Annotated in this window: 14 protein-coding genes and 1 tRNA gene; 9 read left to right on the top strand and 6 right to left on the bottom strand. The window is 73.1% G+C overall.

Translation table 11 applies throughout. The features are described 5' to 3' along the window. Positions 1-192 precede the first annotated feature (192 nt). Genes PSQ21_RS08630 through PSQ21_RS08615 form a run of 4 tightly spaced genes read left to right on the top strand, consistent with a single transcriptional unit; the run spans position 193 to position 5578 of the window. The gene (locus PSQ21_RS08630) at positions 193-1431 is read left to right on the top strand and encodes an HpcH/HpaI aldolase/citrate lyase family protein (protein WP_274029842.1); all 1239 of its coding nucleotides are present in this window, start codon (positions 193-195) and stop codon (positions 1429-1431) included. A 10-nt stretch (positions 1432-1441) separates the two neighbouring features. Next, positions 1442-4000 (top strand): phosphoribosyltransferase, encoded by a 2559-nt coding sequence (locus tag PSQ21_RS08625; RefSeq protein ID WP_274029841.1) that lies wholly within the window; start codon positions 1442-1444, stop codon positions 3998-4000. Continuing rightward, positions 3997-4869, top strand: a complete 873-nt coding sequence (locus tag PSQ21_RS08620) for an HAD family hydrolase (RefSeq protein ID WP_274029840.1) — start codon at positions 3997-3999, stop codon at positions 4867-4869. Before PSQ21_RS08625 ends, PSQ21_RS08620 begins: the two co-directional genes overlap by 4 nt. A 49-nt stretch (positions 4870-4918) precedes the next feature. Further along, the gene (locus PSQ21_RS08615; protein ID WP_274029838.1) at positions 4919-5578 is read left to right on the top strand and encodes an O-methyltransferase; all 660 of its coding nucleotides are present in this window, start codon (positions 4919-4921) and stop codon (positions 5576-5578) included. Between the two features lie 36 nt (positions 5579-5614). Here the strand turns inward: PSQ21_RS08615 and PSQ21_RS08610 are convergent, their stop codons facing one another. The 3 genes from PSQ21_RS08610 to PSQ21_RS08600 form a co-directional block, all read right to left on the bottom strand. Further along, a complete protein-coding gene (locus PSQ21_RS08610; RefSeq protein WP_078625853.1) occupies positions 5615-5833 on the bottom strand; it encodes an FmdB family zinc ribbon protein in 219 nt (72 codons plus the stop codon). A gap of 53 nt (positions 5834-5886) precedes the next feature. Beyond that, entirely contained in the window at positions 5887-7332 is a 1446-nt protein-coding gene (locus PSQ21_RS08605; RefSeq protein ID WP_397989127.1) for a hypothetical protein, read from the bottom strand. A 71-nt stretch (positions 7333-7403) separates the two neighbouring features. Beyond that, complete coding sequence (locus PSQ21_RS08600; protein ID WP_274029835.1) at positions 7404-8204, bottom strand: DUF4097 family beta strand repeat-containing protein; 801 nt, start codon at positions 8202-8204, stop codon at positions 7404-7406. A 245-nt stretch (positions 8205-8449) separates the two neighbouring features. On the opposite strand from PSQ21_RS08600, the gene PSQ21_RS08595 reads away from it, so the two are divergent. Beyond that, positions 8450-8524, top strand: a tRNA-Val gene (locus tag PSQ21_RS08595). 60 nt (positions 8525-8584) lie between these two features. Here the strand turns inward: PSQ21_RS08595 and PSQ21_RS08590 are convergent. Next, complete coding sequence (locus tag PSQ21_RS08590; protein ID WP_274029834.1) at positions 8585-9052, bottom strand: nuclear transport factor 2 family protein; 468 nt, start codon at positions 9050-9052, stop codon at positions 8585-8587. 270 nt (positions 9053-9322) lie between these two features. Next, a complete protein-coding gene (locus tag PSQ21_RS08585) occupies positions 9323-9946 on the bottom strand; it encodes a histidine phosphatase family protein (protein ID WP_274029833.1) in 624 nt (207 codons plus the stop codon). 145 nt (positions 9947-10091) lie between these two features. Between PSQ21_RS08585 and PSQ21_RS08580 the strand changes: the two genes are divergently transcribed. From PSQ21_RS08580 to PSQ21_RS08565, 4 genes are all read left to right on the top strand, one after another. Beyond that, positions 10092-10310, top strand: a complete 219-nt coding sequence (locus PSQ21_RS08580; RefSeq protein ID WP_007459297.1) for a hypothetical protein — start codon at positions 10092-10094, stop codon at positions 10308-10310. 4 nt (positions 10311-10314) lie between these two features. After that, entirely contained in the window at positions 10315-10659 is a 345-nt protein-coding gene (locus tag PSQ21_RS08575; RefSeq protein ID WP_274029832.1) for a hypothetical protein, read from the top strand. A gap of 133 nt (positions 10660-10792) precedes the next feature. Then, positions 10793-11257 (top strand): DUF7144 family membrane protein, encoded by a 465-nt coding sequence (locus tag PSQ21_RS08570; protein WP_274029831.1) that lies wholly within the window; start codon positions 10793-10795, stop codon positions 11255-11257. A 103-nt stretch (positions 11258-11360) separates the two neighbouring features. Further along, the gene (locus PSQ21_RS08565; protein ID WP_097866502.1) at positions 11361-11582 is read left to right on the top strand and encodes a DUF2277 domain-containing protein; all 222 of its coding nucleotides are present in this window, start codon (positions 11361-11363) and stop codon (positions 11580-11582) included. A gap of 57 nt (positions 11583-11639) precedes the next feature. Here the strand turns inward: PSQ21_RS08565 and PSQ21_RS08560 are convergent, their stop codons facing one another. Continuing rightward, positions 11640-12527, bottom strand: a complete 888-nt coding sequence (locus PSQ21_RS08560; RefSeq protein WP_274029830.1) for a DedA family protein — start codon at positions 12525-12527, stop codon at positions 11640-11642. Positions 12528-12682 lie beyond the last annotated feature (155 nt).

The following is a 12682-nucleotide window of genomic DNA, read 5'->3' as shown; positions in this document are numbered from 1 at the left end:
GTGGACAACGCGGGGGGCGGCACGACCGTGCCGCGCGGCGGCGCGGGCAGGGCGTGAGGCCACCGCGAGAGGAGAGCGGACAAGGGGTGGGTAACCGGAAATTCATGTCCATGGGGAACTGTTGACACCCGTCCGTACGTACTATTACCGGCCATACGTTGTTCGGCCGGTCAGGCAGTTCGGGGGAAAATCATGCGTCACTTCGGGCACATATCGCCCACTGCCCGCGAGGGGCTGTTCTTCAGGGAGCCCTGCACCTTCACCGCGGACTCCCCGGCACGGATGCTCTCCGTCGCCCTGGGAGCCACGCTCTACTCCCCGGCAACCCGCCCGTCGCTCGCCGACGACGTGTACAAGCAGGCCGCGCGCGGCGTCGTCTCCATGGTGTTGTGCCTGGAGGACTCGATCGACGACGCCGAGGTCACCACGGCCGAATCCAATCTGATCAGGCAGTTTGCCGAGCTGGCCGACCGGGACGCGGCATCGGGGACCCGGGACGCGGCCTTCGGGACCGCCGTGCGGAACCCGGACGACGCCCCGGCCGGGGCGGGCGTCGACGTACCGCTGCTCTTCATCCGCGTGCGTGAACCGGCTCAGATCACCGACCTGGTTCGGCGCCTCGGCGGCTCGGTACGAATGTTGTCTGGTTTCGTACTTCCCAAATTCACTGAAGATCGTGGCCAGCAGTTCCTGGAGGCGCTCGCCGAGGCCGAGACGGAGTGCGGACGGCGGCTCTTCGCCATGCCGGTCCTCGAATCCCCCGAGCTGCTCCATCTGGAGACGCGCGGCGAAATCCTCCAGGGCATCGCCCGCAGCGTCGACAAATACCGGGACCGGGTGCTCGCCCTGCGGCTCGGCGTCACCGACTTCTGCTCGGCCTACGGACTGCGCCGCGCGCCCGACATGACGGCGTACGACGTCCATATCGTCGCCTCCGTGATCGCCGACGTGGTCAACGTGCTCGGCCGGGCCGACGGCACCGGCTTCACGATCACCGGCCCGGTCTGGGAGTACTTCCGCCGCCAGGAGCGCATGTTCAAGCCCCAGCTGCGCCGCAGCCCCTTCCTGGAGGGCCGGGCCGAGGAGCTGCGCACGGCCCTCATCCAGCACGACCTCGACGGGCTGCTCCGGGAGATCGAGCTCGACCGCGCCAACGGCCTGCTCGGCAAGACCTGCATCCACCCGTCGCACGTGGCGCCGGTCCACGCACTGTCCGTGGTCAGCCACGAGGAGTTCACCGACGCCCAGGACATCCTGAGTCCGGAGCGCGGGGGCGGCGGGGTGCTGCGCTCGGCGTACACGAACAAGATGAACGAAGTGAAGCCCCACCGGGCGTGGGCCGAGCGCACGCTCCAGCGGGCCGAGGTCTTCGGGGTGGCGAAGGAAGACGTGGGCTTCGTGGACCTGCTGGCCGCCGGCCTGACGAACTGAGCGCGCGCCGATGAGCGAGCGCGCGACGAGAGAAGAGGCCGTGGACGTGGTGTGGTCGGGCAGCTGGGTGGCGAAGCGACTGGGAGTCGCCCTCGAAGGCGACGGAGAGCTCCAGGAACTGCTGGGCCTGGCCCTGCGCCGCAACCCCAAGCGGGCGCATCTCCTGGTGTCCAACGTGCTGGGCAAGCATGTGCCGCAGCGGCCATCCGTCGTCCACGGGGCCGGGTTCGAGCTGGGTGAACGGGTACGGGCGCTGCTCGGCGCCGAGGAGGCCCGCCGCGCGGTGGTCCTCGGGTACGCGGAGACGGCCACCGGCCTCGGCCACGCCGTCGCGGACGGCCTGCGGGACGCCCCGTACCTGCACTCCACCCGCCGGCCGGTGGCGGGCGTCGAGCAGGCGGGCGGGTTCGAGGAGTCCCACTCGCACGCCACCTCGCACCTGCTGCTGCCGGAGGACGGCGAGCTGCTGAAGGGGGGCGCGGAGGCGTCCGCACTGGTGCTGGTCGACGACGAGTTCTCCACCGGCAACACGGTCCTCAACACCATCCGCGCGCTGCACGCCCTGCACCCGCGCGAGCGGTACGTCATCGTCGCCCTGGTCGACATGCGCTCGGCCGCCGACCGCGACCGGCTGACCGCCTTCGCCGCCGAGATCGGCGCCCGCGTCGACCTGGTGACGCGCAGCACCGGAACGGTCGCCCTGCCGGACGGCGTACTGGAACGCGGCCAGGCCCTGGTCGCGGCGCAGGAGGCGGAGCAGGCGAACCGGGCGTACCCGGCGAAGGCCGGCCGAGGCGCTGCCCCCGCCCCCGTCACCCGGGTCGACCTCGGCTGGCCGGCAGGCGTACCCGACGGAGGCCGGCACGGCTTCACCCCGGCCCACCGGGCGGCCCTCGAAGCGGCGCTCCCGGCGATGGCCGACCGGATCGCGGCCGGGCTGGGCGCCGACGCGGCGGGACCGGACCAGGGCCGGCGCCGCAGGATCCTCGTCCTCGGCTTCGAGGAGCTGATGTACGCCCCGCTGCGCCTCGGCACCGCCCTCGAAGCCGCGCTGGGAGCCGACGCCGAGATCCGCTACTCCACCACCACCCGCTCGCCCGTCCTCGCCGTCGACGACCCCGGCTACGCGATACGCACCCGCCTCGTCTTCCCGGCCCACGACGACCCGGCGGACGGCCCCGGCGACCGGTACGCGTACAACGTGGCGGGCGCCGGCTTCGACGCCGTCGTCGCCGTCGTCGACTCCACCGCGGACACCCCCGAACTGCACGCCCCCGACGGGCTGCTGGCCCGGCTCGCCGAGCACACCGGCCATGTCCTCCTCGCCGTCCTCCCCTCGTACGTCCCGGCCGTTTCCACCGGCGTACCCGGCACCCCCACACCCGCCCCCGAACGGCAGGAGCCCGCCGTGCTGCCCGAGCCCCTCCGAGGCCCCGACTTCTCCAGTTACGCACCGGAGGACGTCGGCTGGCTGCTCCAGGACCTCTCGGACACCGAGCTGGAAGCACCCACCGAGGAGCGCGAGGAGGCGATCCAGAGCGGCGGCGCGCACTACGCGGAGTCGCTGCCCGTCGAGTTCCAGCCGAGCGCCGAGTACCAGGCCCTGTTCACCGAGGCCCTGGAAGCCTCCGCCGCGCGCATCGCCCGCGCGGTCGGCACCGTCACCGAGACCGTCCTCGCCGAACGCGGCCCCCGCCCCGTACTCGTCTCGCTCGCCCGCGCCGGAACCCCGGTCGGCGTGCTGATGCGCCGCTGGGCCCGGCACCGGCACGGCCTGGACCTGCCGCACTACGCCATCTCCATCGTCCGGGGCCGCGGCATCGACGCCACCGCCCTGCGCTGGCTGGCCGCCCATCACGACCCGGCCGACGTGGTGTTCGTCGACGGCTGGACGGGGAAGGGCGCGATCACCCGAGAACTGGCCGCGGCCATCGCCGAGTTCGAGTCCTCGGGAGGGCCCGCCGGCTTCGACCCGGAGATCTCGGTGCTGGCCGACCCGGGCGGCTGCGTACGGACGTACGGCACCCGCGAGGACTTCCTCATCCCCTCGGCCTGCCTCAACTCCACGGTATCCGGACTCATTTCCCGTACGGTGCTCCGCGCCGACCTCGTCGGTCCCGACGACTTCCACGGCGGGAAGTTCTACCGGGAACTGGCGGACTCCGACGTCTCGGGCCTCTTCCTCGACACGATCGCCGCCCGCTTCGACGAGGTCGCGGGCCAGGTCGAGGCGGAAGCCAAGGAACTCCTCACCGCCGACCGGGCCCCGACCTGGGAGGGCTGGGCGGCCGTCGAGCGGATCAGCGAGGAGTACGGCATCCACGACGTCAACCTGGTCAAACCGGGCGTCGGCGAGACCACCCGGGTGCTGCTCCGCCGGGTCCCCTGGAAGATCCTCGCCCGGCGCGGCGCGGGCGCGGACCTGGGACACATCCGGCTGCTGGCCGAACAGCGCGGCGTCCCGGTCGAGGAGGTCGACGACCTCCCGTACAGCTGTGTCGGTCTGATCCACCCCCGGTTCACGCGCGGCGCGACGGGCGCGGACGGCAAGGCGGTGCAGGGCGCATGAGCACGACCTCACCGGCCACCCCGTCGGCGACGACTTCACCGGCCGCTCCGGCGGGAACCTCACCGGCCACCCTGGTGGCGAGCGACCTGGACCGCACGCTGATCTACTCGGCGGCCTCGCTCGACCTGTCGATGCCGGACGCGGAGGCCCCCCGCCTCCTGTGCGTGGAGGTGTACGGCCACAAGCCCCTCTCGTACATGACCGAGACGGCCGCCGGCCTCCTCACCGAGGTGGCGACCACCACCGTCTTCGTCCCGACGACCACCCGCACCCGCGAGCAGTACGCGCGCATCCACCTCCCCGGGCCCGCCCCCCGGTACGCGATCTGCGCCAACGGCGGGCACATCCTCGTCGACGGCGTCTCCGACCCCGACTGGCAGCAGCGGGTGGAGGCCCGCATCGCGCAGGAGTGCGCCCCGCTCACCGAGATCCGCGCCCACCTCGCCACCACCGCCGATCCGGCCTGGCTGCTCAAGGAACGGGTCGCCGAGAACCTCTTCGCCTACCTCGTCGTCGAACGCTCGCTGCTGCCCGAGGAATGGGTGAAGGAACTGGCCGCCTGGGCCGGGCCGCGCGGCTGGACGGTCTCCCTCCAGGGCCGCAAGATCTACGCGGTCCCGGCACCGCTCACCAAGAGCGCCGCGATGCGCGAGGTCGCCCGCCGCACCGGCGCCACGCGCACGCTCGCCGCCGGGGACTCCCTCCTCGACGCGGACCTGCTGCTCGCCGCCGACCTCGGCTGGCGCCCCGGCCACGGCGAACTGGCCGACGAGGGCTGGCGGGCCCCGCACGTGGTGGCCCTGGAGGAGCGGGGAGGAGCGGCGGGGGAGGAGATCCTGCGCCGGTTCCTGGCGGCCTCGGCCGTCTGAGCCGGGATTTCCCCTGCGGGCGGGCGCGCGTTGCGCGAGGCTGGGGGGCATGACCAAGGGCAACGACACCACGATCACCGCCGAGCTGTACGCGTACATGCTGGCCCACAACCCGCCGCTGGACCCGGTCCAGCGAGAACTGGTCGACACCACGTACGCACGGTTCCCCGACCACGCGGGCATGCAGTCGGCCGAGGAACAGGCCCCGCTGCTCGCCTTCCTCGTCCGGCTGGTCGGCGCCCGGCATGTGGTGGAGGTCGGCACGTTCACCGGCTTCAGCGCCCTGGCGATGGCCCAGGCGCTGCCCGCCGACGGCACGCTGATCGCCTGCGACATCTCCGAGGAGTGGACGGCGTACGGCCGTGAGGCCTGGGAGAAGGCGGGCGTCGCGGGCCGGATCGACCTGCGCATCGCCCCGGCCCTGGACACCCTGCGCGCGATGCCCGCCGAGCCGCACATCGACTTCGCCTACCTGGACGCGGACAAGGGCGGCTACATCGCGTACTGGGAGGAGCTGGTGCCCAGGATGCGGCCGGGCGGGGTCATCGCCACGGACAACGTGCTCTTCCACGGCGGGGTCACGGACCCGGCGGCGACCGGGCCGACGGCGGCGATCAAGGAGTTCAACGACCACGTGAGCGCCGACGACCGGATGGACAGCGTCCTGCTGACCGTCTCGGACGGCCTGACGCTGTCCCGCAAGAAGTAGGCCCCCGGCCGTCGCGGGGGCCTCTCCCGGCCGGGTTCAGCCGCAGCACCCGCCCCCGCAGCAGCCCCCGCCCCCACCGCCGCCGGAGGGTGCGGGAGCGGACCCGGCTCCACCGCCCACGGCCACGGTGGAGAGCAGCTTGACGGTGTCGTCGTGGCCTGCGGGGCAGGAGGCGGGGTCCGAGGACCGAGCCATGGGACGGCTGACTTCGAAGGTGTCTCCGCAGGTGCGGCAGCGGAATTCATAGCGAGGCATGGGCTCAGGCTAGAGCCATCGCGCCCGGGGGGCTACGCCCCCGGGCGGTCGCCTCAGGCCCCGGTGCCGCGTTCCTCGCGGATGTCGGAGACGACCCGGGCGGCGGTCTGCCGCACGGCGTCGGTCTCGGTCAGGAAGTGCCAGTAGTCGGGGTGGCGCCCCTCCAGACCGGCGATGGCGCGTTCCAGCCGGGCCACGGAGTCGTCCAGGGGCCGGGCGTGCCGGGGATCGGGCGTGTGCCGCCCGGCCATGGCGAGGCGCTGGGCGTCCCGCACCGCGAACCGGGTCCGCTCGATCTCCTGCTGCGGATCCTTCGCCACGGCGTTCAACTGCCGCAACCGGTCCCCGGCGGCGGAGACCGCCTCGTCCGTGGCGTTGAGGAGGGCGCGGACCGTGGACAGCCGGGACGTGGCATCCGCCCAGTGCTGCTCGTCGCGCGCCTTCGCGGCCTCCGCGAGCTTGTCCTCGGCCTGCCGGATGCTGACGGCGGCCTGCTCGGGAACGGGCTGGAGGTCCTGCCAGCAGGCGGCCGAGAAACGCCGCCGCAACTCGCTGAGCACCGGCTCCACCGAGCCCGCCCGGGTCGTCAGGGCCTGGGCGCGGGTCCGCAGCGAGACGAGCCTGCGGTCGATCTCGGCGGCCCGCTCGGGCAGCCGCTCCGCCTCGGTGCGCACGGCCTCGGCGTCGCGCGACACCGCGTCGGCCCGCTGAAGGGTCTCCGCGACACCGTGCTTTCCCGCGCCCTGGTTCAGCTTGGTCAGCTCCGGGGCGAGCGCGGCGAGCCGGGCGGCGAGCTCATCGGCCCGCAGCCCCGCGGCCCGGGCGCCGTCGAGGGCGTTGCTCGCACCCAGGAGCGCCTGCCGGGCCCGCTCGACGGCGGGGGCGAGCCGGGCGAGCTGCGTCTCCGCACTGCCCACCAGAGGGCCGAGCCCCTGGGCGAAGCGATCCAGCTCGCCCTTGACCCGTACGAGGTCGTCCTTGGCCCGGCTCAGCTCGGTGCGGGCCCGGGAGGCGGCGGCCGGCTCCAGATCGTCCCGGTCGAGATCGTGGCTGTCGACGGCGCTGATGTAGGTGTGACTGACCTCGTCGATGCGCCGGCCGAGCGCGGCGAAGTCCTCCGACGCCTTGCGCCCGCGCGAGGAGCTGTCCACCGCGTTGATGGTCTCGATGGAGATCCTGAGATCACGCTGGGCGCTGTCCAGCTCGTAGAACGCCTCGGCGGCGGCGTCCTTCGCTGCCTGCGCCTCGGCCCGCTCGTTCTCCCCGCGCCCGCCGAACCACCGGCGCGTTCCGCCACCGGCGAAGGCGGCGGGCAACGCGGCGAGCACGAGGGGCACGGGCAGGAGCATCAGCGCCAGGACATCCCGGCCGCCGGAACCGCCCCGCCCGCCCGGCCGGCGCGGCCTCCCGGGGGCGTGCTGTCCCGGCAGGCCCTGACCGCTCTGGACGGCGGAACTTACACCCGCTCCTGCCTCCGGCCGCGCGTGTGTCGCCGTCACATCCCTCTCCCGTGCCGATTCGCCCTGCCCGGTACATTCTCCCACCAGGTAAGGACGAACACACGGGTCGGTTAGTTCGCGCTTCGAACAGTGACTTGGCCGTTGTCGCTGCGCGCCTTCACCACATGCGCGCTGTCGTCGCCCCGCGGCACCCCGATCGACACGTTCCCGTTGTCGGCGGAAGCGTCCACCGCGTACTTCTGCCCGCCCGGCGGCAGGTCGATGGTGATACCCCCGTTGTCGCTGACGGTGTCCACGAGGTCGGGCACGGAACTGAAGGCCAGCCGTATCTCCCCGTTGTCGGCCCGGGCCACCACGGAGGAGGCGGAGATCCGGTCCGCCCGCACCTTTCCGTTGTCGGTCTTCAGCTTCAGCGCGCCGCTCGCGTCCCGGACATGGATCTTCCCGTTGTCCGACGAGAGGTCCAGCGCGCGGTCGAAGCCGGTGGCGCTGATCTTCCCGTTGTCCGACGAGGCCGTCACATCGACCCCGCGGGGCACCTTCACCCGGTGCCGGGCCTCGCAGTTGTTGATCAGAGCGTCACACTCCACCCGCAGCTTGAGGGTGTCACCCTCCATGCTCCAGACGGGGTCGGGCCCACTGCCCAGCACCACCCACCCGTCGACCTGCCGCTCCACCTCGACCTGCTTCACATCGGCCGGCACGAGGTCCACGGCCGCGTTCTCGGAGTCGATGGTCAGGGTCTTCCCCTCCAGAGCGAACGACTTGCGCTCGACGGGGGCGCCGTCGACGTCCGTACCCCCGCACCCGGTGAGAGCCAGGGCCAGCAACGCGACCCCGCCCCCCAGAGCGAGAGCCCGCCCAGGCGCCCCACGGAGCGTGCGGGTCGCTGCGCTCGTAACGATGTCCACGGTGATCGGTCCCCCAGTGCGTGCTGCCGGACGGTGCCACCGGACGTCGCTGCCGGTGCACTCGAACCGTATGCACTGGCGCCCCACGACGGGATCCGGACGGCTACCGTCTCGTGGTGGGGTTATCCCCCGGACCCGCCGCTGGGGAGGCCCCGCGGACGGCAGGCCCACGGGACATCCCCACCCCGCCCAGGAACGGTTTATGAGCAGGGACCCCGCTCCATGTACGCTGTTGCCTCATCCACGGGTGCGTAGCTCAGGGGTAGAGCGCTGCTCTTACAAAGCAGATGTCGGCGGTTCGAAACCGTCCGCGCCCACCAGTGCGAAGGCCCCCGACCAGCCATGGTCGGGGGCCTTCGGCGTCGTTCTCGCATCCATGATCAATGCGCGCGGTCACCCACCGCCTCCGCGATCGACAGGCTGTTCTCGTAGAGGTGGTGCCGGGTGATCCGGCCGTTCTCGACGGTGAGGCGCAGCGCGAACGGTCCCCCGAACGATCTGTTTGTTGCCCGCACGGTCCCCGACAGGTGACCCATGAGGACGGCGTCGGGGCCGTCCACGAGGAAGGCGTCGACGGAGGCGCGGGCGTCCTCGGGCACGGTGTGTTCCATCAACTCCGTGAACTGGGCCGCGCATTCGGCGGCCGTGGACCGGGGGCGGATCCACGGCACGGCCGGGTTCTCGGCCAGCAGCCAGTCGACCTCGTCGGCGAAGAGCGCCGTGAGCCGTGCGGTGTCCCCGGCCAGCCGGGCCGCGAGAAACTCCTGGACTACGCTCCGGGTCGCACCGGCGGCGGAAGGCGCTGTGGCGGCCGGGCTTGCCGTGGGGGTGGGGGGCGTGACGGACATGGCGCTCTCCTCGCTGCTGGGGCGGGGCCCGTCAGGGCTTCCCGTCGATGGGCCCGATCCTGCCGCGGCGGGCGGAGGCGGTCGATTACGCCGGAGGTAAGGAGCGGAGGCCGGCCGCGTCGAGGGCGCTTCCGCCGGGCGCGTGTGCGGGACATGTGGACGCCCGCGCGCGATGGGCGGACGGCGGCGGAGAACCTGGACGAGGCGGCGTCTGGACGGTTTCCGGGGACCGGGGCGGGTGTGTGCCCGCCCCGTCGATTCGCCCCCAGCTCAGACGTGCAGCTCGGGCGGGAAGCCGGTCCAGCGGAGTTCGGCGGGCAGGTGGCCGGTGTCGTTGAACAGGAGGAGGGCCGGAGGGCGGCCGGGGGCGTAGCGGATGACCGTCAGCGCGGCGTTGGCGTGGTTGATGCCCAGCCAGCGCCACTCCGGGGCGTCCAGCGCCGCCCGGACGAGCCAGCCGACGAGGAAGTTGTGGGTCACGAGGAGTTCGTGGCGGGGCTCGTCACCCTCGACCGGTCCCGTGAACCGCGCTAGGGCCTGCCGGGCCAGCCCGGGGCCCTGCTCGCGCTCCGCCGCAGGGAACCCGGCCAGCCGGGCGAGCGTTTCGTCGGCCGACTCCGCCGGCAGTTCCTCCCGTCGCGGCAGGTACGGGATGTAGTCGCCGGCCGGTTCGGACGGCAGCAGGCGAGCTCCCGTCAGCCGCTCGCCGACCAGCCGCGCCGTCTGCGCGGCGCGCGGGAGCGGGCCGTGGTGGATCGCCGTGATCGGGGCTCCGCGGAGCCGCTCCCCGAGCAGGGCGGCCTGACGGCGGCCGGCGTCGGTCAGCGTGCTCTCGTCGGCGGAGGCCTGACCGTGCCGGGTGAGGTACAGGTAGCGGGCAGCCATGGCGGTCAAGTGCGGGTCCTCCGGCGCGGTTCATGATCGTACGGACGTCGGCGGGGACGCCAGGACGCGTTCGGGCGGTTCCGCCGGGCCGCGCGTGAGCACGGAGCCTGCCTCCCGGGATGCGCGGGGGCGGCGCTCGGGGCACCGTGGAGGCATGGCCGAGCACCCGCCCGTGATCGTCTACCCGCCTTCCGCGACCGGAGGGCGGCGGGTCACCGTGCACGGGCAGATCGTGGGCCTGGCGCACGGGCGGGGCGAGGTGGCCGCGCTGCTGCGCGCCGCGGGGTTCGCCCCGGGGCCCGACAAGGTCGTCGAGCTGGACCGGCCGGGGCTGATCGAATGGCGCGGCGGCGACCTCGACACCTGGGAGTGATCCCGTGGGACGTCGTCGAACGGTACGGGAGAGCACCTCGATCGAACCGCCGCCCGGCTATTACGCCGCCGGGGGCGAGCCCCCCGACGCGGTGCAGCGCGCACTGATCCTGGACTGGATCGTGAGCCGGCGGATCGCGGACGGCTGGCGCGTCGAGTCGCGTTCGGAGAGCCAGGTGGTGCTGGTGCGCGGCCAGCCCGTGAACCACGTGCTGCACGCCTTCCTCACCGTCTTCTCGTGCCTGGCGTGGGGAGTCGTGTGGGCGGGCGTCTCCCTGGTCAACCGCGTCGAGCGGGTGGCGCTCACCGTCGATGCCCAGGGGCGCGTCGTCACGGTCGGCGCGCCGTGACACGTCATCCGAACGGGCGCGTCCGGGTGGCCCCGCCCCTGGGCGGGGAGGAGCGTCGGAGCTGATCCGTACGCACCACCAGGGCAGGTCAGGACAGCGGGCGCCCGGCGCCTGTTCCGGCTAAGGAGTTCACATGTCGCAGCCCAGCACCCCCGCACCCGGCGCCTCGCGCCCCGCCGGCCCCCGTCCGGGCGGCAACTCCGGCAGCCCGTGGGCGGCCGGGGGAACGGTGTTCGCCGGTGTCCTGCTCTTCGTGGACGGCGTCCTCGGCGTGCTGAAGGGCATCGCGGGGATCGCCTCGAACGACGTCTATACGAGCATCAACGACTACGTCTTCAAGTTCAGCGTGACCTCGTGGGGCTGGATCCACCTCGTCCTCGGCGTCATCCTCATCCTCGTGGGCTGGGGCATCCTCAAGGGCGCGGCCTGGGCCCGCGGCACGGGTATCGTGCTCGCCTCCCTGAACCTCATCGCCAACTTCATGTGGCTCCCGTACACCCCGGTCTGGGCCATCGTCACGATCGCGATCGACGTCTTCGTCATCTGGGCCCTGTGCACCGACCGGTCGGCCCCGGGCGACCCGGTGCGGAGCAGCTGAGCGACCTGCGGCCGGGAAGCCGGACCCGCCTGTGCCGGGGGGCGGGCGGCGACGGTGAGCGCGACGGGTGTGCGTTGTCAGTGGGGCGGTCCACACTGGAGACATGTGCCGCAGCATCAAGACGCTTCGCCCGCCCGCCCTCCCCGAAGAGGCCACCGAGGAGGACATGCGGGCCGCCGCCCTTCAGTACGTACGCAAGGTCTCCGGGTTCCGCGCGCCCGCCGCGCACAACCGGGAGGTCTTCGACCAGGCCGTCGACGAGATCACCGCAGCCACCATGAAGCTGCTCGACGGCCTGGAGATACGGGGCGCGGCCCGGGGCTGAGGCTCGTCGCCCGTAAGCCGGCCCCTCCGGGTGCGTCCCTCCGGTGCGCCCTCCCGGTCAGGGGGCGGCCGGTGCGGGCGCCGACACCGGTCCCGGCCCGCCGAGGCCCGCAGGTCCGGCCGGAGGAGCGGCACCGGGGGTGGGCGTGGGCGCGGGCAGGGCCATGGGCGGGGATGTCCTCGGAGCCACGGCCGAGGCCGCGGGCGCGGACCCGGGCCCGCGCCCGGCCGCGGGTCCGGAGGCCGGTGCTTCCGTTGTCATCGGCACCGTCTCGGGCGGCTCCCCTGCCTCAGCCTTGGTTTCGGCCCCCGGCACCGTCCCTGGCCGCGTCGCCGGGCGCTTCACCACGAACGCGGCCAGCGCGCCCGCCACGAACAGCGCCAGTACGGAGACGGCCGTGCCGAACCACGTCGAGCCCAGCCACCGGCCGCCGAAGTAGCCGAGCCCCACGCTGTAACCCGCCCATGCCAGGCCCGCCAGCGCGGACCAGGGGAGGAAATCCCGCTTCCTGCGGTGGGCGGCGCCCGCACCGAGGGAGACCACGGAGCGGCCCGCGGGCGCGAACCGGGCGATGATCACCAGGGCGCCGCCGCCCCGGCTCAGCGCCGCGCCGAGACGTTCCTGCGCGGAGGTGAGACGCCGGGAGCGCGCGATGGCCCGGTCCAGCCGGTCGCCCCCGCGCCAGGCGAGCCGGTACGCGACGAGGTCGCCGAGCACCGAGGCGGCGGCAGCGCACAGGATCAGCACGACGAGCGAGGGAACCTGCCCGCCGGTGCCTTCACCGGCGCCGCTGACGGTGGTGGTGCCCGCTGCCGCAGCCGTGGCGGCCGTGATGACGAGGACCCCACTGGGCAGCAGGGGCAGAAAGACGTCCAGGAGAACGGAGAGGGCGACCACCGCGTAGATCCATGGGCTGCTGGTCAGCGCGCCCACACTCTCTAGCACCGTCTGTTACTCCCCGAATCGTGTCAACGCCGCGACGTCGCAGGGGAGCGGCAGGGGCGGCAGGTTCAGCTGTACAGCGTACGCGTGAGGGCCATCCGGACCTCCCCCGGGGCGGGTGATGTTGTGCAGGTCACGTACACCTGGAGGCCATGTGC

Source organism: Streptomyces sp. MMBL 11-1 (assembly GCF_028622875.1).
Lineage (GTDB): Bacteria > Actinomycetota > Actinomycetes > Streptomycetales > Streptomycetaceae > Streptomyces.
The sequence above is the reverse complement of the archived record's forward strand: the minus strand, read 5'-3'. Positions and strand labels throughout refer to the sequence as shown.